General features: G+C 46.2%; 17 protein-coding genes. 6 read left to right on the top strand and 11 right to left on the bottom strand.

What is annotated here, in order from left to right:
* Positions 1 to 48: 48 nt before the first annotated feature.
* Genes torD through torE form a run of 4 tightly spaced genes read right to left on the bottom strand, consistent with a single transcriptional unit; the run spans position 49 to position 4,609 of the window.
* Positions 49 to 696: a molecular chaperone TorD gene (gene torD / locus EKG39_RS10750; RefSeq protein WP_126505737.1), complete on the bottom strand. Its 648-nt coding sequence runs from the start codon at positions 694 to 696 to the stop codon at positions 49 to 51.
* Positions 693 to 3,185 carry a trimethylamine-N-oxide reductase TorA gene (gene torA, locus EKG39_RS10745; protein ID WP_126505736.1) on the bottom strand — a complete coding sequence of 831 codons (2,493 nt, stop codon included), beginning with the start codon at positions 3,183 to 3,185 and terminating at the stop codon, positions 693 to 695. Before torA ends, torD begins: the two co-directional genes overlap by 4 nt.
* 19 nt (positions 3,186 to 3,204) lie before the next feature.
* The gene (gene torC, locus EKG39_RS10740) at positions 3,205 to 4,383 is read right to left on the bottom strand and encodes a pentaheme c-type cytochrome TorC (protein ID WP_126505735.1); all 1,179 of its coding nucleotides are present in this window, start codon (positions 4,381 to 4,383) and stop codon (positions 3,205 to 3,207) included.
* Between the two features lie 55 nt (positions 4,384 to 4,438).
* The gene (torE, locus tag EKG39_RS10735) at positions 4,439 to 4,609 is read right to left on the bottom strand and encodes a trimethylamine N-oxide reductase system protein TorE (protein ID WP_126505734.1); all 171 of its coding nucleotides are present in this window, start codon (positions 4,607 to 4,609) and stop codon (positions 4,439 to 4,441) included.
* A 159-nt stretch (positions 4,610 to 4,768) separates the two neighbouring features.
* On the opposite strand from torE, the gene EKG39_RS10730 reads away from it, so the two are divergent.
* Both EKG39_RS10730 and EKG39_RS10725 read left to right on the top strand, forming a co-directional pair.
* The gene (locus EKG39_RS10730; protein WP_126505733.1) at positions 4,769 to 5,248 is read left to right on the top strand and encodes a hypothetical protein; all 480 of its coding nucleotides are present in this window, start codon (positions 4,769 to 4,771) and stop codon (positions 5,246 to 5,248) included.
* A gap of 442 nt (positions 5,249 to 5,690) precedes the next feature.
* Positions 5,691 to 7,136, top strand: a complete 1,446-nt coding sequence (locus EKG39_RS10725) for an NCS2 family permease (protein ID WP_246028474.1) — start codon at positions 5,691 to 5,693, stop codon at positions 7,134 to 7,136.
* A 26-nt stretch (positions 7,137 to 7,162) separates the two neighbouring features.
* Here the strand turns inward: EKG39_RS10725 and EKG39_RS10720 are convergent, their stop codons facing one another.
* From EKG39_RS10720 to EKG39_RS10710, 3 genes are all read right to left on the bottom strand, one after another.
* Positions 7,163 to 7,567, bottom strand: coding sequence for a CBS domain-containing protein (locus EKG39_RS10720; RefSeq protein WP_126505732.1), 405 nt, complete (start codon positions 7,565 to 7,567; stop codon positions 7,163 to 7,165).
* A 108-nt stretch (positions 7,568 to 7,675) separates the two neighbouring features.
* Positions 7,676 to 11,362, bottom strand: a complete 3,687-nt coding sequence (locus tag EKG39_RS10715; protein WP_246028473.1) for a two-component regulator propeller domain-containing protein — start codon at positions 11,360 to 11,362, stop codon at positions 7,676 to 7,678.
* Between the two features lie 186 nt (positions 11,363 to 11,548).
* On the bottom strand, positions 11,549 to 12,904 hold the full coding sequence (locus EKG39_RS10710) for a YjiH family protein (protein ID WP_126505730.1): 1,356 nt from the start codon (positions 12,902 to 12,904) through the stop codon (positions 11,549 to 11,551).
* Positions 12,905 to 13,414: 510 nt separating this feature from the next.
* Here EKG39_RS10710 and EKG39_RS10705 point away from each other — a divergent pair.
* Positions 13,415 to 14,143 (top strand): hypothetical protein, encoded by a 729-nt coding sequence (locus tag EKG39_RS10705; RefSeq protein WP_126505729.1) that lies wholly within the window; start codon positions 13,415 to 13,417, stop codon positions 14,141 to 14,143.
* Between the two features lie 27 nt (positions 14,144 to 14,170).
* Here the strand turns inward: EKG39_RS10705 and EKG39_RS10700 are convergent, their stop codons facing one another.
* Together EKG39_RS10700 and ubiU are read right to left on the bottom strand one after the other, a co-directional pair.
* Positions 14,171 to 15,031 carry a U32 family peptidase gene (locus EKG39_RS10700; protein ID WP_126505728.1) on the bottom strand — a complete coding sequence of 287 codons (861 nt, stop codon included), beginning with the start codon at positions 15,029 to 15,031 and terminating at the stop codon, positions 14,171 to 14,173.
* Positions 15,032 to 15,062: 31 nt separating this feature from the next.
* Positions 15,063 to 16,064, bottom strand: a complete 1,002-nt coding sequence (gene ubiU / locus EKG39_RS10695) for a ubiquinone anaerobic biosynthesis protein UbiU (protein ID WP_126505727.1) — start codon at positions 16,062 to 16,064, stop codon at positions 15,063 to 15,065.
* 174 nt (positions 16,065 to 16,238) lie between these two features.
* Here ubiU and ubiT point away from each other — a divergent pair, with 174 nt between their 5' ends.
* The 3 genes from ubiT (at position 16,239) to EKG39_RS10680 (ending at position 20,817) form a co-directional block, all read left to right on the top strand.
* Entirely contained in the window at positions 16,239 to 16,751 is a 513-nt protein-coding gene (gene ubiT, locus EKG39_RS10690; RefSeq protein ID WP_126505726.1) for a ubiquinone anaerobic biosynthesis accessory factor UbiT, read from the top strand.
* A 206-nt stretch (positions 16,752 to 16,957) separates the two neighbouring features.
* Positions 16,958 to 18,724 (top strand): hydrogenase maturation protein, encoded by a 1,767-nt coding sequence (locus EKG39_RS10685; protein WP_126505725.1) that lies wholly within the window; start codon positions 16,958 to 16,960, stop codon positions 18,722 to 18,724.
* A 290-nt stretch (positions 18,725 to 19,014) separates the two neighbouring features.
* Entirely contained in the window at positions 19,015 to 20,817 is a 1,803-nt protein-coding gene (locus tag EKG39_RS10680) for an acyl-CoA dehydrogenase family protein (protein WP_246028472.1), read from the top strand.
* Between the two features lie 75 nt (positions 20,818 to 20,892).
* Here the strand turns inward: EKG39_RS10680 and EKG39_RS10675 are convergent, their stop codons facing one another.
* Both EKG39_RS10675 and trhP read right to left on the bottom strand, forming a co-directional pair.
* Complete coding sequence (locus tag EKG39_RS10675; protein ID WP_126505724.1) at positions 20,893 to 21,150, bottom strand: YfhL family 4Fe-4S dicluster ferredoxin; 258 nt, start codon at positions 21,148 to 21,150, stop codon at positions 20,893 to 20,895.
* A gap of 17 nt (positions 21,151 to 21,167) precedes the next feature.
* On the bottom strand, positions 21,168 to 22,553 hold the full coding sequence (trhP, locus tag EKG39_RS10670) for a prephenate-dependent tRNA uridine(34) hydroxylase TrhP (protein WP_126505723.1): 1,386 nt from the start codon (positions 22,551 to 22,553) through the stop codon (positions 21,168 to 21,170).
* Positions 22,554 to 22,775: the final 222 nt, after the last annotated feature.

The raw sequence follows: 22,775 nt of genomic DNA, 5'->3' as shown, positions 1-22,775 counted from the left end.
CAGGCGCTTTCTATATTCTCTTCCTACAACTAGCAACTAGCAACAGCTTTACTGCTCTGCCCGCAGACCTGTCACTTCGGCCTGTATCCAGCTCTGTGTTAAGCGGGTGAGCGCACTGTAAAACTGGCCGCTATCACATTGAGTCACCTTAGCGGCGAAGTTTCCGACCCAGTTATTGAGGTACGACTCGATAAATTCGAGTTGTGCAGCCTCATCAGCGGTATTACAAAGGTGCGCGGCATAAGCCAGGATCACGGCCAGATGATCGGCCGGTTCCGGAAAGCTGCTCTGCACCTGAAGCTGACTCTGTTTCAAGAACTGCAGCATCAGTTGATGCTGCTCTCCAAACAGGGTTGGCTCATCAGTGCTACCTCCCTCTGCGTCCTCCAGATAGAGGCTCGCGTAGGGAGAGGCGCTGTGCTTGGTACCGACCAGAAACAGACCACAGTAATCGGCGGCAAGTTCCAGCAGGGCTTTATCCGACTTCAGCTCACTGAGTACCGATACAAGAGTATCTACATCGGCCTTAAACGCCGACTCGCTGGCGAGTTGTGCCCAGAAGCCTTGAGCCTGTTCACTGGTGAGCTCATGCAGAAGTTGATGATCGACCTCTTTAGCAAACAGGGAAGATAGCAGTTGATAGACCATCCCCCTTGCCTGATTGATAGCACTGTCTGTTACCGGCTCTCTATTCATATCTGTGTCTCAACAGGTCCATTGAAAGAACTTACTTCGGGTACTTTACCCTGATATTTCTCAAATTCAACCAGACAAGTATAGGCAGAGCAGGCCTGAGCAAGTTTTGAGGTACCGATATCCTGTGTCAGGGTATTCGGATCGCCGTAGCTACAAAGGGCACCAATTTCTGCGCCGCCCTCTTTGCTGCCATCTTCGCCGACGGGGCCATACCAGGCACCCTCATGGATACGTATGACACCCTGTGGGAAGCTGTCGCTGACAACTGCGCCAGCGAGTAGCTGACCACGTTCGTTAAATACACGCACGATATCGCCATCTTTGATGCCACGTTTTTTCGCATCGACAGGACTTAAGTACACCGGCTCACGGCCCTGTACTGTATAGGTTTCACGATACTCTTTAGATTCACACATCTGAGAGTGTAACCGCTTGTCGGGATGGCAAGACTGCATCCAGACGGGGAACTTTTCAGATCCGGGTCCGCCGTGGCTACGCTCTAGCTTTTCCATCCATGTCGGGTGACCTGGGCAGTCATCGTAACCAAATTGAGCGATCTTACGGCTGAATATCTCAATCAGACCCGAAGGGGTACCGAGAGGATTGATCTCAGGATCGTCCCTGAATGCTGCATGACGTGTCCATGGCTTACCCTCACCGAAGTGAACATAACCCTCTTTCCAGAAGGACTCGAAGTCCGGCATATCAAACTTACCGGCATTGGCTGCCTTACAATCATCGTATAGCTTAATGAGCCAATCTTTCTCTGTCATGCCACGGGTGTACTCTTTCTCTTTGCCCATGACGGCGGCGAAACGGGTAAATATTTCAAAGTCGGAGAGACTCTCAAACAGTGGCTCAACCATCTTCTGCATGGCGAGAATACCGCGATTCGCGTAACTGCCATAGACATCGATATCGTTACGCTCGAACGTCGTACAGGCCGGCAGTACAATATCGGAGAAACGACAGGTAGCAGTCCAGTTCATGTCTATGGTGACTACACATTCAAGCTTCTGGAAAGCTTGTTTCATCTTGTTTCTGTCTTGATGATGGTTCCATGGGTTGTTGCCCGAGAACACCATCATCTTGATGTCGGGGTAGGTGACTTTCGAGCCATTGGCATCGATAGTCTTTCCCGGTTCCATGATGGCGTCGATCCAGCGGGCAACAGGAATCGTACTGCTTGCGCCTTTAAAGTCATTGCTATCGAACAGTGGCTTTTGGTCTTCGTCTAAATTACGCGGGAAGGCACCCGGCGCCGCGGCACCTGAAGAGGGTACACCGATGCTTGAGTAGTGGTGGCCATAACTGATGCCGCCGCCAGGCAGACCAATCTGGCCTATCATGGTAGCCAGCACCGCCGCCATCCAATAGGGCTGCTCGCCATGTTGCTGGCGCTGGATACACCAGCCCATCATCATCTGAGTGCGGCCTTTGGTCATCACCTTAGCTAAATCACGGATGATCTCTGGCGACACGCCGGTGATCTCGCTTGCCCACTCAGGTGTCTTAGCTACGCCGTCACTCTCACCCATGAGGTAAGGAAGGAATCTGTCGAAGCCCAGGCTATAGCCTTCGATGAACTTCTCATCGTGCAGCTTCTTGGTCACCATCTCATGGGCAATGCCCAGCATTAAGGCAACGTCGGTTTGTGGGTTAACGTAAAGCTGTTCACAGCCCAGGTACTTCTGTGTCTTGGTGACGACGGGATCGATGCTGATGACGCGGATCTTGCCCTGCTTAACTTTCTCTTTCAGCTGAGCAAGGTAGGCAAATGACTCGTGAGTCTCTGCGTTCCAACCTACCTGAAGGTTCTTGTAAGGATCGTTTGACCATAAAATAATGGTGTTCGATTCTTCGAGGATCAGTGGCCAGGATGTCCCCTGTGCATAGACCTCGGTGGAACCTAAGATGTAAGGCAGAATGGTTTGCCCAGCACCCGTTGAGTAGTCGCCCACTTTTTTCACAAAGTTGCCGTGCATGCCTATGGCGCGTTGCATATGGCTGGTGCTCGAATGCAGCTGCCCCGTGGCGCGCCAGCCGGTTTGGCCTGCATGCAGCCCCGATGGTCCATACTTGCTCTGCACTTCATCGAGTGAGTCTTTAAGTAGGTGAAGGGCCTTGTCCCATGTTACACGTACGAAGCGAAAATCACCGCGCTGTGTGGTGTCGCTCTTGTGTCCCTTAAGCAGGAAATCCAGGCGTACCATAGGGTAGCGAACGCGAGATGGGTTATAAACCAGACCTTTAATACCATTGATCATATCCGTTGGATATTTATCAAGGTCGAAGGGTTTTACCTGGTCAATCACGCCATTTTTACGCTTCATCTTGAACGCACCGAAGTGCGAACCTGTCGTTAACCAGCCATCTTTTGACTTGGCGCCAGACGCGGCTAAGGCATTGAGTGGAGCGAGTACTGAGGCTCCGCTGAGCACAACATAAGATGTTGATACTAAGCCTTTTAGAAAGTCTCTTCTGTTCATTATTCGTGTCCTTAACTTATTAGTGCGCTGACTTGTCAAACGTCGATGAATGCTCTTGCAGGTATTTCTGTACCAGCGCCTGGGTATCCTGATCCATATTGACGAACGCTATCATGCCCTGGAACATTCCCGGCCAGGTGTTGGCATCGAAATGTGCTTCATCGGGCTGCGTGTGACATACACTACAGCTGGTGGTGTAAGTATCACGGGCATAGTCCCAAAGTGGCTGAAGGTCTGTTACAAGATAGTCTTTGTCTGTCCAGATCTGTGCCTCAACACGTTGCCACTTAAGACCTGTCATCGGGTCTTCCTTCTCTTCGAAGGTCTCGATGACACCCTCTTCCAGCGCCGCATCTTTGGTTAGTTGTGCTGAGAGAATATTAAGTCCGAAGTCATAGTAGATCACACGACCCGCGCCAATCTTCTTACGCCAGCCATCGATGCCTATTTTTACTCGATTACCCTTGCTCTCTAATACTTTGACCTTAGTTGCTATGTTCAGGGTGCCGGCTTCTACATCGGTCTTGTCGTTGTAGAAAAGTGGCTTAGTCAGCGCGGTAAAGTAAGTTTGCTCAGCCTGTGGTGCGCTTTCGCCTGAACCTACCTGGGCGATCAGTTCTGGTGCACGGGATGTGCCCATGTCCGGAAGTTTATGGGCGATACCCTTATGACAATCGATACAGCTCTGATCCAGCTCTGCCGCTCGTTTCATCTGCTTCTGAGCCAGCTTGGACATGCTGTCCCACTTCATCGAGTCGTAGTTGTGACAGTTTTTACACGCAAGCGAGTTATCACGGTCGAAACGCTTCCATTCGCGGCTTGCCATCTCTAAGCGTTTAGCTTCGAACTTTTCACTGGTGTTGACCGTTTGCAGTAACCAGCCCCACATGTCGTGAGATGCTTCGATCTTACGGCCTATCTTGCGACTCCAGTTATGTGGTACGTGACAATCCGGGCACGTTGCGCGAACGCCGGAATGATTTGACCAGTGAACGGTTTCCTGTAGCTCTTGGTATGGCTTGCTTTCCATACTGTGACAGCTAATACAAAACTCTTCGGTATTGGTCATCTCTAGTGCGGTATTGAAACCACCCCAAAAAATGATGCCCATCAGGAAGGCAGATAAACTGACCGTACCTAAGGTTAGGAATTTGGCTGGCTTGTTGAGTGTGCGCCAAATATTGATAAACCACTTCATAACAGCATCCTTTATAAATCTTAAATTTGTTTTTGACTGAACGTGTCAGGGAAAGTTAATGGGCGACGACGCCACCAAATGCCTGGATCATCCAGATAATAAATCCGTAGGCACTAATACCTGTGATGGTAAGGATTGGGAAAAGCAGGAATATGATGAAACTAAGGGCCTTAAGCTCTTTCGATTTCACTTGTTTTGCTGATTCTGAGGCTTCTTGTTGTGCCATAACGGACTCTCTTTGATGATCTTATCTCTGATATATCTAATATAGAGTATGATTGTGAATAGCTGTAATGCCTGCAATGAATGGTTTTAGTTAAATTGTGAAAAAATATGAATAAGACGAAAGGGGGGAGGAGTTTGTTGCGGATTCTATGATAGCTGTATGGGCAGTGAGCCGAAGAGGTTATCTTTTATATTCCTGTTTAAATCGGTTTTTTGGGACATTTATGAAAGGTTTTTCTACCATCTGGCTTACCTTATTGCTCTCTCTCTCTTTATCAATACGGCTTGTAGCATTCACAAAGGAGGGGAGGACACGCAAAATCATTCTCAGACAGAGGAGGCTCAGCTAGCCTTCTACCTGGTAACAGACAAAAAAGACGAACGTGTGTTAAACACGGTGAGCTACATGGGTCAATCCCTGCAGTTACTGCGACCGGCAATTATTAGCAACGAAGATATCGCTTCTGTTGAGCCCCATAGCCCGACTAGTCTGCATCTGCAATTAACGCCTGCTGGTGGCGAGAAGCTCTTTGCGGCCACCAGCCATCATATTGGTCAACGTATGCTTATCATGCTTGATGAGAAAGTGATTAACCATTCAGATGGGCTTAGGGGCAAACATGGTGATCACTGGTCTTAACGAGCAACAGATATCAAAACTATTGAGTTCATTTACCGATTAAAAAATTCACCGCAAATTAATTGTTTAAATCACAGTTTGTTCTCAATCCTCTTTGTGCTATCTCACTATTGCTGTAGAATCCGCCGCCAACAAAGGCTGTGTTGTCAGTGGATAATCTGTTCTTGATGGAAGGAAATATCAATCCTGATGGAATGAAACTATTGGCATCGTTTCATACCGTTAGCACTCTAGGTTTCAAACCAGGAGTGTTAAGGCGATCGTTGCAAAACGATTGTGTATATACTATTTGAGTTAAATCGACTCGTGTTTAAAAATAGTGTTAAAACTTGCAGGTCACTATAAATACAGAAAAGTATTAGTGGATCTCTCACCCGCTTTTTGCGGGGCTCTCACCTGCCATAGCCTTCCAAAATTTAAGAGATCAATAAGGTATAATATTATGCAGTCTGAACAGACAAGCCCTACCCCAGTACTATCTACAGCCCAAGAATCTACAGCTCAAGAATCTACAGTTCAAGAATCAACAGCTCAACCCTCTACTGCTCAATCAGTTGCCGGCTCGGCGCCGACTTCAGTGTTAGACCGATATTTCAAAGTCTCACAGCGTGGCAGCACCATAAAGTGTGAAGTGATAGCCGGTTTAACTACGTTCCTCGCTATGGTCTATTCGGTCATAGTGGTACCTAATATGTTGGGTGCCGCAGGTTTCGACCCCGGGGCCGTGTTTATTGCGACCTGTTTAATCGCCTCTTTCGGCTCTCTGTTAATGGGCTTGTGGGCTAATTTACCTATGGCCATTGGTTGTGCCATTTCACTCACGGCATTTACCGCATTCAGTATGGTATTGGGGCAGGGGATCTCCATTCCTGTCACCCTTGGTGCCATCTTCCTGATGGGAATTGTATTCACCTTAGTCAGTGTTACCGGCATTCGTCAGTGGGTACTGACAAACTTGCCTAAGGGTATCGCTCACGGTACGGGCATAGGTATAGGCTTGTTTTTATTGTTGATTGCCACTAATAGTGTGCAGTTGATTGTGGCCAACGATGCGGGATTACCGGTAAAGCTGGGTGATATTCATAGTCTTCCTGTTATCGCGACGATTGTCGGCTTAGCTGCGACTATCGGCCTGGAGCGCCGCGGTGTTCCCGGTGGCATTTTACTGGTTATCATAGCCCTGTCTGTGTTTGGTTTGATATTTGATCCTTCGGTTCAATATCAAGGTCTTTTTGCCTGGCCAAATCTAATGTCTGAGCAATCACTTATCGGTCAGTTGGATATTATGGGGGCGTTGAACCCTGTCGTTCTCCCGATAGTGCTTGCACTCGTGATGACCGCGATATTCGATGCCACCGGCACGATTCGCGCGGTCGCCGGACAAGCTGAACTATTGGACGAGAAAGATAATATTGTTGGTGGAGGTAAAGCACTGACCTCTGACTCTGTCAGTAGTATCGTTGCCGGTGCCGTCGGTGGTGCTCCTGCCGCCGTATATATAGAATCTGCTGCGGGTACTGCGGCCGGTGGTAAAACGGGCCTGACAGCGACAATCGTTGGCATCCTGTTTCTGCTGATGATGTTTTTGGCACCTTTAAGTTATTTAGTGCCGGCCTATGCCACTGCGCCAGCCTTGATGTATGTCGGATTATTGATGCTCAGCAATGTGACCAAGCTGGACTTTGATGACAAAATTGATGCTATGGCTGGACTTACCTGTGCGGTCTTTATCATCTTAAGCTGTAATATTGTCACCGGTATTATGCTGGGCTTCGTGACGTTAGTCATCGGGCGTCTCGCCAGTGGTGAATGGCGAGCATTAAAGCCGGGTGTGGTAGCGATAACCTTAGGGCTTGTCGTCTTCTATATGGGTGGTTGGGCTATCTAACGGAAGCTGAGGGCCTTGACACATGCTTAATGTGAATAGGCCCTTAATAGATCCTTCCAGGTGATGATCCCCACTATCTCTCCTCGTTTCAAGACGGGGAGAGAGCCTATATCGTGCTCAAGCATCAGTCGACTGGCCTCTTTCAGTGTTTTATGTGGCGCAATCGTGACAGGGTTTCTCGACATCACTTGATGGGCCCTTCTCTGCAGAGTCTCACTATCTCGCTCCGTTTCATTGATATTGCCAATGTTGGGACTCAAGGCTCGTAAATAGTCACGTTCGGACAGGACGCCTTGCAGTTCATCGTCTTCGATAACGAGTAGATGGTGAAAGGGGGCATTTTCAAATATCTCTTTAGCAACAGATAGTCTGTCATCCATCTCTATGGTGACGACTCGGGTGCTCATTATTTCCGATATTTTTCTCTTCATACCAGGCTCCTTCCTTTCATAAACGTTTCATAAACGGTTCATAGCAAAAGAATAATAATCCGTATTGTACATATTTATACCAGTAATCAAGAGTGGTTGAAAAGAGAATTATTTTGAATTAACTAAAATGCTTTTAGGAAGGGAGATAGTGAATTGACATCCTTTATCCTTTTCTGAGTGTAAGGTTATTTCACCTCCTAACATCTGCGTCACTAAGTTATAGACTATGTTCATGCCTAAGCCACTGCCTCCTTTACCCCGCTTAGTGGTAAAGAAGGGGTCAAATATTTTGTCTTGAACCTGTGTGGGTATTCCACAACCGTCATCCCGATAGGTCAAGTCGACACCATGATCTGTCTTGATTATGTGTAGGGATAAGTGGCCCGAGTGTCCATCGTGGAATGCGTGAATGACGGAGTTATTGAATAGATTACTGACTATTTGATAGAAGGCCCCCGGATTACTCTTGATGAAAAGGTCATCCGGACAGGTGTATTCATACTCATGCACGGTACGGGAAAGCATAGGGTTGAGGGAGAGAAATATCTCATCTAAATAGGTCTTGAGGTTAAACTCCCGGATCTCTTCATGGGATTGGTCGACCGATACCTGCTTGAAGCTCTTAATCAGTTTGGATGCACGCTCCAGGTTGGTGAGTATTAACTTTGAGCAATCATGAACCTCAGTTTGATACTCTTCAAAATCTTCATGGGACACCTCGCCATCGGCGTAATGTTTATTAAAAAGCTGCACACTTGTCTGAAGGTGTGAAGCAGCGGTGACACTGATACCGATAGGAGTGTTGACTTCATGTGTGATGCTGGCGACCAGTCCACCGAGTGTGGCCATCTTCTCTTTATCGAGCAGTTCACTTTGCGTCTGCTTTAGCTCTTCGAGTGTCTCTTTCAGTTCATCGTTTTTATGTTGAAGCTCACTCGTTCTTCCTTGCACTCTGGCCTCTAAGTCAAGATTTAGCGCTGTTAAACTAGCTTCATTATCTTTTTGAGCCTGAATGTTTTTAATCGTACCGGCAATTCGTGTGGGTTGACCTAGCTGATCTCTGGTGATCACCTGGCCTCTGTTCAGCACCCATAACCAGGTTCCGTCCCCCAGTATCGACCGGTACATCAACTTAAATTTATCTTGGCCTCGATTCATGCAGTGGTCAATTTCTGCTGCAATTTCATCGTAATCGTCAGGATGAATACATTGCTTCATAGTGTCATCCAGATGAGTCTCAGTATCGGGATACTTCAGAAAGGTATTACTACGTATCACCTCCCGGTTATCGATATCCCAGTCCCAAAATTCATCACCGCTTCCCCATAAAGCCAGCTGAAGCCTCTGCTCACTCTTCTCTATTTCTGTAAGTAACCGACTCTGTTGAAGGTATTTTTTCGACTTAGAGTAGAGTAACAAAAACAATAAGGATATGACTCCCGTGATGTATAGGCAGTAAGCCCACCAGGAAAGCCAGGGCGTGGGAAGTATTTGAATATCCAGCTGTCTGACCGGGCTGTATTGCCCGTTAATATCTTTGGCTCTTAAGAGAAAAGTGTAGTTTCCCGATGCTATCCCCGTGAAGCGGGCGACTTGATCCGGATGGCCAGATATCCATTTATCATGCAAACCTATCATTTTGTATTCATAGGTTAATCGATTGGCTCTATGTAGCTCAGGACTAAGATAATAGAGAGAGAAAATATCATCGTGATGGGATAATGAAAGTTGGCTCTCTTCAGGTATTGACCTGTCTATATGCCGCATTTCACTAGATTGGTCTTTATTCAGAATCGATATGGTATCAATTCTTGGCTCTCTGGGAGGGTGCAGTGTGGGAAGTTGGTTTGGCCTGAATTGGTTAAAACCATTAATTCCACCGAGGTAGATGCGGTTATCGTCATCGATAAAACCTGCTCCAAAATTAAATTCATTATCCTGAAGTCCATCGATGTTCGTGTAGTTTTTAACACTAAAATCATGGGTGTTAAACATACTAAGGCCCGATGCCGTACCTACCCAGAGGTTTTGTTTGTTATCCATCAGAGTCAGATAAGCGAGATTTCCGATGAGCCCCTTGTCTGTATTAAAGAGTTGGGTGTCATGGGTGCGGGAATTGAATGAGAAGATGCCATTACTTGAACCTAACCATAAGGTGTCATTTTTTCCCACGAAGACAGACATCAGCTGATCATCGGGAAAGCCTGTCAGGGTGTCTGTGTTGAAGCGGGTAAAGGTCCCATCGACGGATAATCGGGTTAGCCCTGCGTTGTAGGAGGTGAACCAATAGTTTCCTTCCTTGTCTTGAATTAAGTTAGTTATTTCGTTGCTTGCTAATGAGTCAGCATTGTTTTTGTCATGTCGAAAATGAGAGAACCCTCTGGCTTCGCTGATATATTTTGCGACGCCGGCATCCATAGTCGTTATCCAGGCACTGTTGTCGCGGTCGAAGTAGAGGCTAAATAGAAGATCACTGGGTAAGCCATTGCTGTTGGCTGGGTTGTGTTTATAGTGAATGTAACTCTGTTTATCCGCAGTGAAGATAAACAAGCCTTCCCCTCGTGTGCCTACCCAAAACTGATTTTGTTTGTCCTCCCTCATGAAGCTGATAAAGCTCTGAGATAGTCTGGAACCCGGTACCATGAAAGGTTTAAAGCCGATAATCTGATTATTTTTATTCTCCAGCGCCCGATATATCCCCTTGGCCGTGCCTACCCAAAGCTGCTGTCGATGATCCCTGAATATGCTTCTGACATTGCCGTTCTTAAGGTGGTTATCGGCAAAACTCTGTGGGTGCATATGACCAAAAGTTTCGGCATCCAGAAAGGTTTTATTGAGCCCGCCCCCCTTAGTGCCAATCCACAGTTGATGATCGCTGTCTATGGTCATAGAGGTGACCAGAGAGCTGTTGAGTTGTTGGCGGTTTTTAGCCGCACCGGAGAAAAACTCGATAGTCTTATGTTGGGGAGAGTATCTTGCTAGCCCCTTTTTCTCTAATCCTATCCAGAGCTTACCAAGTCTGTCTTTTTTTAAACTGGTTATTCGGTTGCCTTCGAGTCCAATTGCAGTGTCGATGCGCTTGAAACTACTAGTGTGGATATCTAATAAAAATAACCCCTTACTCTTGGTCCCGATCCAGAGGGTGTTACTCTGTCCGCTTTCAACGCTGGTGATCTCCTCCTTGATTAAGGTGTTGTCGTGAGGAAAGTGAGTGAGGGTTAATTCTGAGGTCATCAATGAGAGACCTCTGTCCGATATTATCCATAGGCGCTCGAATTTATCGGTAAAAAGCCGGGTGATCCCATTACTGATAAGCTTGTTTGTTTGGCTCTTTTCTTGAACGTTTTCTTGAGAGTTATCGGTAAACCGATTAATAATTTTATTATCTGTTGGTGAGTAATGAATAAGGCCATCGGCTTTTGTTGCCAGCCATATATTGCCATCGCTGTCTTGGCTGAGATCGGTAAACTCTGTGTCGGGTAGCGGGCTGTTTAAATGATTGTAGGCGCTAAAGGTATCGTGAGCTGGATGATATTGGTTTATTCCATCATTTTTTGTCAGCAACCAAAGTTGCTTTTTTCGTCCATAAAACAGCCGGGTGATGTGTTTTCCACTTGGTCCATATTGGTTATTGCTGACGTTATAAACTTTGAATTTTTTACCGTCGAAACGATTGAGGCCAGCCTGAGTCGCGGCCCAGAGAAATCCATCATTATCGGTTACTATGTCGTTGACAGTATTCATAGACAGGCCATCTTCGGCTTCATAGAAGTCGAAGTTCGGCTGTTTGGCCATAGTGAGAGGCAAACACCCTAATAGCCATATCAAAATGAAGATGTGGATTCTCATTTGGCTGAGTTTTCTTTAATTATTTGTGTCTGTTAAGTCTTTAAGTTTAGAAGTAAATCGTAAAAGTGCGAGGCGAAGTGATTGGATAAAAAAAAGAGTGGCAAAGCCACTCTTTTATTCGGAACTTTCTATCTAGAAAATGAGATGAGCAACACCGGCAATGATAGGTAAAGTGACCAGAGTTCGTAAAATAAACACGACGAATAACTCGAGAATATTGACCGGTATTTTACTGCCAAGAAGCAGGGCACCCACTTCACTCATGTAGATAAGTTGAGTGACTGACATCGCCGCAATGACAAAACGAGTCATATCTGACTCAATTGAACTCGCCAGAATCGAAGGAATAAACATATCAGCAAAACCAACCACTATGGTTTTTGATGCCTCTGCCGCCTCAGGAACTTGCAATAGCTCGAGTAGTGGGATGAAAGGCATACCCAGGTAATCAAATATCGGCGTATATTCGGCGATGATCAAGGCAACTGTACCTATGGCCATGACAACTGGGATGACACCAAATACCATATCGATGACATTTTTAAGGCCATCTGTTAGCGTATGTTTGATCCCGCCTGCTTTCGATGCCTTGTTGAGCGCCTGATCGAGTCCCCATGAGAAAACACCGTGTCCGGCAGGGATCACTTCGTCATCGGGATGTCTTGGTGTGTTGTCTATATAATTGTCTTTCTTCCAACACAAGGGGGGCAGTTTAGGAACGATAATGGCGGCAAGAATACCAGCCAGGCAAACCGTCAAGTAGAAGGGGACGAACATGTGTTCTAACTTGACCTGCGAGATAACCACTAAAGAGAAGGTAATAGACACAGCCGAGAAGGTAGTACCGATAACCGCAGCTTCTCTTTGAGTATAGAAACGAGATTCGTACTGCTTACTCGTCATTAAGATCCCTACACTACCATCACCAAGCCATGATGCCATACAGTCGATGGCACTGCGTCCCGGCAGATTGAATACGGGCCTCATTATTTTGGTTAGCATGGTGCCGAACAGCTCCAACAAACCAAAATTAAGCAGTAGTGGCAGTAACATTCCAGCGAAAATAAACACACAAAACAGCACGGGAAGTAGATCGTTCAAGACCAGTGCGCCGGTATCTCCGGAGCGAATCGCTTCCGGACCAACACCTGAAAATGTCAGTAAGATAAACACAGCACCTAAAATTCTGGTGAACAGCCACATAGGTGAAATGTTGAGCAGAGCGTTTAAAAAGGCATTGTTAATGATAGGTGCAGGTTTCAATAATTTGGTTATAACAGATGCCAGGGCCGTGAAAACAACCACGCCAGTCACTATGGCTGTTATTGCATCACCAAGGAAAGCCTGCAGGCCTTTTGAAACGATAGCGATAGGAATGGTAATCGCGTCCTGATAGCTGATAGGTGTCATAAATAGTAATAGCCCTATTAATGACGGAATAATAAATGTCAGTATCGTTTTTATGTTATGGGTTTGTTTTTCAGCCACTTTTTTCACTCTAAATTGTCGGTTTAGCACAATTGCAATAAGTTTTCATTTCATCCAATTTGAAATTTGCTGTGAATATCCATTCAAATTAAGGCTGGCAAGGTTACCTCCTTAATTACAGTATGTAAATCGTTTCTCCAGCGGTATTAAATTAACCACGAAAAGAGAATAGTTATTACATCTTTTTGAGTATTTATATTGTAACTCACTGACAGGATAATGCACTATGTACTTTTCGGTAAATAGTTTGTTAAAACATATGGATAAACTTGTTTCTTTATCTTGTGGGGGTAAAGCTGTGTTGCAGGAGGAGGCTAGGAAGCGGCATGATGAACTTTAATGCCGCAGTTATTATCAGCCGAAAGTGTCTTGTTTTTTATTACAATATTAGAGTAGGTTAGTTTATTAGCGTTCTTGAAAGGGAATTGTAAAAAATCTGAGCTAGACCTCGTTAATAGAACATGATTCCATATATGTTATTCGGCTAGTGTATTGGTGAACTAAGGAAATATGATAGAGAAGAGTGTAAAGCTATCCAGTCTTGCGTTTAAGTTCGGGACGCTGGGAATTGTCGGGCTTTTGATGGGCGTAATTCTATCCGCCTTAGGCTTTCAAGACTTTGAAGGCCATAACTTCAACTTCTTTAATCATACTCTCAGTGAGCTTGGTCACTATGGGCATTCAACCTTTGCCGTGGTGATTAATGGGGGGCTCTTCTTTGGCAGCTTGAGTTTAATTTTATTTTGCCTTTTCTCTATTCAGCTGATCGACAGCAAACTGCTTTATTCATTATTTCTCTCCTTGGTACTAACGTTTATGTCACTTGCGGCAGCCGGATTATTTCCTGTCAACGTATACCATCTGCATACCATGGCGATTAAGTATTTTTTCTATTTCGGTAGTTTTAGCTCTTTTCTTTATCTCGTATACCTATCGATGAAGGGGAGGCTGTTTTACTCGAGCTGGAATGCCGTTACCGGCATATTAACCTTTATCAGCTTCTTATGTTTCCTCGTGCTTTCCCATATAGACTTAGGGTTGATAGCGGGAGACAAGCAGTTTTACCAAGAGATGGTGATGGAGTTACCCAGACCCGATATCTGGTGGCCGGCAACCCTTGAGTGGTTAAGTCTGACTCTGTTTATGCTTTGGGGAATGGGCATGGTACAAAGCCTGAGAAATCAAGCACAAATCAAGCAGGTTGAAGAAGGTGAGAAGAGCAAGGCCATAAGGAGTTAATCCCTACAGCCTTGTTTGACGTTGCACTTAACTCAGATTATTAAAGCCAGCCTCTTGATACCAGTAGCCGTTACAGCGATCTTCTGTATTCGCTACACGCCCCGAAACATCGGCTTCAAAAAGCTGCTCCGCAAGCGAAATACACGGCATGCCGGAAGGCGACACCCTGAAGTAATCCACTCCCATTTTTGCCATCTCACCAATTTCAGGTGAAAGATCGATACACCCGGCAGATTGTGTCTGTATACCGTTCAATCTCAGTAGCGGTTGAGACTCCTGAGTCTGGGCCAACAGCCCCTTTGGATTTGAGAGACAGATGGTTTGACATTTATCCTTTGCCAGCCCTTGATGCCGGGCTGTAAAACAACGTGCAGAGAGTGCTAAAGGCAGATACCCATGTCCGAATACTTCAACCTCGAATTGAGGCTTCTCAACCGAGAGTACCGTATTTAACCAGTTTTTTGATAACTCAACAGGCATTACGAATCGCTGCATGCCCCAAGAGTGAAGTTTTTTTAAGCTGGCCAGATTATAGTTATTTACCGTTGGTCCGCAAATAAAGGGCAAGCCTTTTTCCTTGGCAGCCTGAACGGCCCCCATATCATTGGCTTCGATGATAAACTCACCATTATCGACCTGTTTCTTCAGTTCGCTATATTCAGAGGGGGCCTCGAGTAGGGCCAATGTCGAGATGACGACCTCTTTACCCGACTCTCTCAACATATTAGCTATTTCCATATAGTCAGAAAATTTGAGTTCTCGTCGTCGACTACATATGGTTTCGCCCAAATATACTAATGGGATCGAACTATCGGCAACGGATTTGTAAAACTCCATTACCTTCTCTTTTGGCCAGCAGTAAAGCAGAGGGCCGAGTGATGCTTTCATTTTTTCTTCCTGTGTTCGAGCACAAATATTATCACTGCCAGGTACGCTCATAGGCACCCAATGTTGTGGTCTGCCCTTCAGATACTTTGGAGAGGGCTCTGTTCCACTCGGCTTGCGTTTGATAATTTTGTGGGTCCCTGAGATAGGTATCAATGGCGTTGCGCCATACTTTTGTGACCTGCTCGACATAGGCAGGGCTACGTTGTCTGCCTTCGATTTTTAACGACACGACATTTGCCTTGGCCAATTCTGGCAGCAGACTCAGGGTATTAAGGCTGGTTGGCGACTCAAGCAGGTGTGATGGGGCACTGTCACCTTCTGTGATGTAACGACCCTTACAGACGACGGGATAACCCATCTGTTCATCTATGCCTGACTTATCGATTAATACCTCGTTAAGACGAGTTAATCTATCGGCTCCCTCCTCCTGCCAACGTACATGTTTTGCCGGGGAGCAAGACCCGCCGGTATTCGGGGACTGACCCGTTACGTAAGATGAAAGGTGACAGCGCCCTTCGGCCATAATACACAGGCTACCAAAGGCGAACACCTCAAGATCAACCGGCGTGACTTTAGCAAGATCTCTCACCTGTTTCATCGATAACACCCGTGGTAAAACGGCGCGCTCGATATTGAACTCCTCTTTATAGAGTTGCAATGCGCCTAGGTTAGTGGCACTGGCCTGGACCGATAGGTGAAGGGGCAGATGTGGATAGCGGCTATGAGCGTAATCGAGAAGTGACAAGTCTGCCACAATCAAGGCATCAATCCCTGTATTGGCTGCAATATCTACCGCCTCATACCACCGTTTCTCCTCGCCTGGCTTTGGAAATGTGTTGATGGTGAGGAAGATCTTTTTTCCCTGTTTCTTGGTAAAATGTGCCGCTTCCTGTAGCTTCTTCGGGGTAAAATTCAGTCCCGCGAATGATCTGGCGTTGGTATCATCCTTCAAGCCCAAGTAGACGGCATCGGCACCGGCATTTAATGCCGTTTTCAGTGATGCCAAGTTACCTGCTGGACACAGCAGTTCCATATTCGTGCTCCGAAATACTCCCAAAATAAGAAAATGGATTTTAAAAGGGAATGGATATCGAATACTTGATATAAAACATGTTTGCGATCATAAAATTTGGGTAAAATTATTTTCTTTTTTACTCTCCTGTTGTAGGTAGAGCGATGACTTCCTATATTGAGGAGCGAGATTGATATGCAAAAACCACTTCTGGGTAATGTAGCCAATCAGCTGTTAGAGCTGGGTCCCAAGCTAGTTCGCAGACCATTGGCCTTAGTGCCTTTTAGAGTAAAGGCGGATCTGCTGGAACGTTTACTCGGCTTATTACTTGCACAGCAAGCAGAAGATGAAGAACTTGATTTTCTTCAGGGTAATTGGGTTGCCATACAGGTTGAAGATATGGGGCTCGAGTTTGAAGTCAGCTTCGATGGCCGTTGGCAGGTTCGTCAACCAACCAAAGCCGAAGTGACATTTACCGGTCAATCTAAAGAGTTGCTATTGATCGCTGCGGGCAAAGAAGATCCCGATACCCTGTTTTTCCAGCGTAAGCTATCTATCGAAGGTGACACCGAGCTGGGGCTTGAGATCAAAAACCTGCTGCTCAGTATCGAATTCGATACCATGCCGTCTCCGATAAGGCACAGCATCGAGAAGCTGGCGCAGCTTATTCAGCAGTTACAGCTCAAGGCCAACCCTGAAGCGGCTTAAGGCTTGTCAGCAAAAACAACGGAACCCTAGGGTTCCGTTTTTATTATCTCAAATTCTAGCGGCTCTTAGCGCCGACATCGATTTCATCCCGACATTTCATTCTGGAGTGAGGCTTTGTACCTCTGCTACTGAATCATTTTATCTTCTTTGATTATTTTCATTCTCAAAGTTGGGAATGAAATCGATTGGTTTAAATAGGAAACTTTATGCGTGTCTTGTTATTGGTAACGGCATTTAATGGATTAACACAACGTGTATTTGAGCAGCTCAGGCTGCAGAGTCATGACGTGAGAGTGATATTTGCCGGTTGCGATGACGAAGTTCGTGACACTGTTAGCGAATTTTGTCCGGATATCATTCTCTGCCCGTTTCTGAAGCAGCGGATCGCAGACGATATCTGGAATAAGCATCTTTGTATCATCATTCATCCGGGGATCACGGGCGATCGTGGTCCCTCATCGCTTGATTGGGCTATTTTAAATCGTGAAAGTGAGTGGGGGGTGACCGCATTACAAGCCGATAGCGAAATGGACGCCGGAGATATCTGGTCGACGGGGAATTTCCCGATGCGCGCAGCTTCCAAAGCGAGCCTCTATCGTCAGGAAGTGACTAAGATGGCTGCTCATTTAGTTGATGAGATAATCGACCTTTTTAAACTGCGAACGGATGCTCTCCAGGTAAACCCGCTAAGTATGAGGTTTAAGCCACAAGCTTTAGATTATTCTCGAGCCGATGTAAAAGGGAAGCTTCGACCACTGCTCAAACAATCCGGACGGGCGGTCGACTGGGCCGAAGACTGCACTCAAACCGTTCTGGATAAAATTCGCGCCGCAGATAGTTTTCCTGGCGTGTTGGATGAGTTTTGTGGCCTGCCGGTTTATCTTTACGGTGCTCATAGTGAAGGAGTGCTGAAAGGGGATAAACCTAAACAGATCTTAGCTCGACGTGATGGTGCTATCTGCGTTGCAACAATCGACGGGGCTGTGTGGATCAGCCACTTGAAACGACAAAAGAGCGAGGCTCAATCATTTATTAAATTACCCGCGACTTGGGTGCTGGGTAAGGCTATCGAAGCTACCCCAGAGTTAAGCCTGAAGGTTTTACCCGTTCATAAGACAGATACCTTCTCAGAGATAACTTATAGTGAGTCGGAAAGCGTCGGCTATCTGTATTTCAATTTTCACAATGGGGCTATGGGAACCGAGCAATGTTATCGCCTACTCAAGGCCTATAAAGCGGCACTGGCAAGGGATACCCAGGTCTTAGTGCTGATGGGAGGGGATGACTTCTTTTCGAATGGTATTCACCTCAACCATATTGAGGCGTCAGAAGATCAAGCCGAGTCATCCTGGCTTAATATCAATGCCATAGATGATCTCATTAAAGCCATATTGGAAACACGTAACAAGATCACCGTCGCAGCGGTTCGAAATAATGCCGGTGCCGGTGGCGCTATGATGGCCTTAGCCTGCGATTATATTTATGCCCGCGACGGCGTGGTGCTTAATCCACATTACAAAGGGATGGGGTTATATGGCTCCGAATATTGGACCTACACACTTCCCAGCAGAGTCGGTGTGGAGAAGGCGGCAGAGTTAACTGAATCCTGTTTACCTTTGGGGGCTCAGGCCGCCGCGAATATCGGTTTTATCGATGCTATTTTTCCAGAAGATTTAACTGCCTACCAGTTTGAACTCAACAAGCATGTCACCGATATTGCTGCCGACTATCAATTTGAGCAACTGCTGACAAATAAGTGCCAAAGGCGTGACAGGGACGAAGCAGAGAAGTCGCTGGCATCGTACCGCCAAGAGGAGTTGCAACAGATGGAGTTATGTTTTTGGGGAGAAGGCTCACAATACCACACCAAGCGCTATAATTTTGTCTATAAAATCAGCTGTGGAAGGACGCCCGCTCACCTTAAATATGACTGTGGCAAGCGGGAAATAAAGGCAAGCTTGGTATCAGTTTAATACCGATAGGATCAAGGGGCGGTTCCTATTCGCTGCTGTGGTTAGCTTAAAATGGGTTTAAGACAATATGCCTCACAGTTCCGGGCTATCTTCCTTGGCCGAAAGAGGCTAGGTGGTACGATGTGTTGTTAAGGCCATGTTGGGTTGTTGTTTCTGTTGTTGCACTTTCGGGGGCGATGATTAACCCCACAGCTCCACTTTCTGGAGAACACTATCCTGTGGTCATTGGTGACATGAGTGATTTCTGTCAAGGGTTATCAAACAGATAAAAACAACTGAGAGCACGTTATATGAAACAGGCTGAACCGATTAATAACAGTCAGGCCAGTAAGGCAGAATCAAACTCCTCTTCCACACCTCCGGTTCCTGTTTTTAACGGCAATGGGGATAGACGAACCGTTATCCTGAATCCAAAGCTTGAAAGTTATGATCACCTCGATGCTCGTTCAAAAGCCTTGATTAAAAAGACAATTGCGTTTTTTGAGAATAGGGGGAAGGCTAAACTCAAGGCCGATGATCATGAGCGAACTTGGTATGCCGACTTTCTCGAGTTCGAGAAGAAAGAGCAGCTGTTTGCCACATTTCTGACCCCAGAAGCCTACGGAGTCGAAGGGGACCGTTGGGACACCTTTCGTAACTGTGCGCTCAACGAAGTATTAGGCTTTTATGGCTTGGCTCATTGGTACACCTGGCAGGTTTCAATACTCGGTTTAGGGCCTATCTGGATCAGTAATAATGAAGCGGTAAAGCAGCATGCGGCGCAATTGTTAAAAGAGGGGGGGATCTTCGCGTTTGGCCTGTCTGAAAAAGAACACGGCGCCGATATTTACTCCACAGACATGTGTCTTACCCGACAAGATGACGGCTCCTACCTGGCCAGCGGCAGTAAATATTATATCGGTAACGGCAATAAAGCGGCATTGGTGTCAACCTTTGGCAAGCTCACTGATACCGATGAGTACGTTTTCTTCGTCGCCGACTCTCAGCATCCAAATTACGAGTTAGTGCAAAATGTCGTTAACTCGCAAAACTATGTCGCCGAATATCGTCTCAATAATTATCCGGTCGCTAAAGCTGATATCTTAGCTACGGGTCGTGACGCATGGGATATGGCGCTAAATACCGTCAATGTGGGCAAGTTCAATCTGGGCTGGGCTTCAATCGGTATCTGTTCACATGCTTATTTCGAAGCGATAAATCACGCATCTCACAGACGACTGTTCGATCATTATGTTACCGATTTTGTCCATATTAAGCAGTTGTTTATCGACTCCTACGCCCGTTTGAGTGCCATGAAACTGTTTGCTCAGCGGGGTGTTGATTACATGCGATGCGCAGATCAAGATGACCGCCGTTATCTGTTATTCACCCCTATGGTTAAGATGAAAGTAACCACGCAAGGGGAGGAGGTGATAAACGAGCTTTGGGATGTCATGGCCGCCAAAGGGTTTGAGAAGAACATGTACTTCGAGATGGCGGTGAGAGATATCCGGGCATTGCCAAAGCTTGAGGGGACGGTTCACGTCAATATGGCACTCATCTTGAAATTTATGGCAAATTATTTCTTTAAGCCCGCCGCATACCCTGAGACTCCGACGATGGATGAGCCGGTCAATGATGCATTTTTGTTTAATCAGGGAGCGACTAAGGGGCTGGGTAAGACCCGGTTTCATGATTATCGTAAAGTCTATAATGGCGTCGACCTGCCTAACGTCAATATCTTTAAAAAGCAGATCCGCTTATTAAAAATACTGCTGATGGCAGCTAAACCGAGTAAAGAGCAGAGCAAAGATTTCGATTTTCTGCTGATCTTGGGCGAGCTCTTCACGCTTGTGGTTTATGGTCAACTTATTTTAGAGAATGCGAAGATAAAATGGATTGAGGATGATCTTATTGAGCAGATCTTCGATTTTATGGTGCGTGACTTTTCAAAGTTTGCGCTGCAACTGAGTCAAAAAGGCAGCGCTACTTGTGTTCAACAGATGATATGTAATCGAATGATTAAGCGTCCGACCGTCGATGAAGCACGTAATACCCGAGTCTGGGAGAATTACGTCTATACCATGAAAGATCAATATGAGATGAAACCGTAATAGCATCGTCAAAAAACAGGTTATATTTTTAAACTGGAAACCTATGTCGTTGTCGACATAGGTTTGATTTAGCTCTTATTCTACAGGTTTACCGGTAATGAGGTGATACTTCACTAAGAGTTCATCTTCAGACTCTTGATGAGCAGGGTCCGGATCGATGCAATCGATGGGACACACCGAGATACAGGTCGGTTTTTCGTAGTGGCCAACACATTCGGTGCAGAGCTCGGGATCAATTTCGTAGATCTCTTCACCCATAGTGATCGCCTGATTGGGACATTCAGGCTCACACATGTCGCAGTTGATGCAGCTATCGTCGATTATTAGTGCCATCTGATTTTTGCGCTCTGTTATGCTGGAGAGTGCGGGTTACGGGTATCTTGACCTTGCGGCAAGTTACGCAATAACACTGCTTTATCTAACTCTACGTTAGCCGGCACCGACAGGAACACAAAGTGCCCGGAACCTAACCCAGCTTCTACATTTTCACCCTTACGGTTAATGAGTGAGTCGATAGTGAGTGTCAGGTTACCCTGAGGGGTCATCACCTCGACGCTATCGCCAACGCTAAATTTATTCTTCACGTCGATTTCAGCCATGCCTACATCATTTCGCTTACCCGTGAACTCACCAACAAACTGTTGGGTATCGCTGATAGAGTAGCCATAATCGTAGTTTTGGTACTCATCATGAACATGACGACGCAGGAAGCCTTCGGTATAGCCACGATGTGCCAGTCCTTCCAGATTGTGCATCAATGTACGGTCGAAATCTCTGCCCGAAGCCGCATCTTCGATAGCCTGGCGATACAGTTGAGCGGTACGCGCGACATAGTAAAATGATTTAGTTCGACCTTCGATCTTTAATGAATCAATGCCCATCTTACTTAAACGTTCGACATGCTGAATGGCACGAAGATCTTTAGAGTTCATGATGTAAGTACCATGCTCATCTTCGAAGGCTGGCATATACTCGCCAGGACGTCCGGCCTCTTGCAGCAGGACGATCTCGTTACTTGGTTGGCCTTCGCCTAAGGTCGGAGTCTGGATCTGAACACCATTTTGATCCACAAGGCCTTGGGGATTTACAGCAACGATGTCGCCTTCCATGGTCTCTTTTGCTTCATGTGCATCATATTTCCAGCGGCATGCATTGGTGCATGTGCCTTGGTTTGGATCGCGCTTGTTGATATAGCCCGAAAGCAGGCAACGACCCGAGTAAGCCATACAAAGTGCGCCATGGACGAAGACTTCCAACTCGATATCGGGGCAACGCTGGCGGATCTCTTCAATCTCATCGAGTGAGAGCTCACGAGAGAGGATCACGCGCTTGATACCTTGTTGCTGCCAGAATTTCACCGATGCCCAGTTGATGGCATTGGCTTGTACAGAAAGGTGGACCACTTGATCGGGAAAGGCTTCTCTTACCATCATAATCAAGCCAGGATCTGACATGATGAGGGCGTCAGGGTTCATGGAAACGACAGGTTCCATATCCTTGATATAGGTCTTAAGCTTAGTATTATGAGGCGCAATGTTGCTGACCACGTAGAGCTTTTTACCTAAGCTATGGGCTTCCTGGATACCTGTTGCCAGATTTTCCATCTTAAAGTCATTATTTCGAACCCTAAGGCTGTATCTAGGCTGGCCCGCGTAGACAGCGTCAGCGCCATAGGCGAAAGCGTAACGCATATTTTTCAGTGTCCCAGCAGGAGACAATAGCTCAGGTTTAAACATAATTACTCTCAGTTGTTCAGTATTCGATATAACAAGCGGGCGGGCATTTTACTCAATGCCACGCCTGTTATCAAATTTAGAGCAAAAAACGTCAAATAGAGAAGTGGGTAAAATAATATTCGCTAAATGAGAGGGATGAAATTTTGATTTTTACTCCCTATTAATCTTAAAGTTAGCTAGAATCTAAACAAGATGTTAACTATCTGAATACTTTTTACACCT

Origin of the sequence: Shewanella atlantica (assembly GCF_003966265.1) — a bacterium.
Taxonomy (GTDB): domain Bacteria; phylum Pseudomonadota; class Gammaproteobacteria; order Enterobacterales; family Shewanellaceae; genus Shewanella; species Shewanella atlantica.
This window is presented reverse-complemented; position numbering and strand designations above follow the sequence as displayed.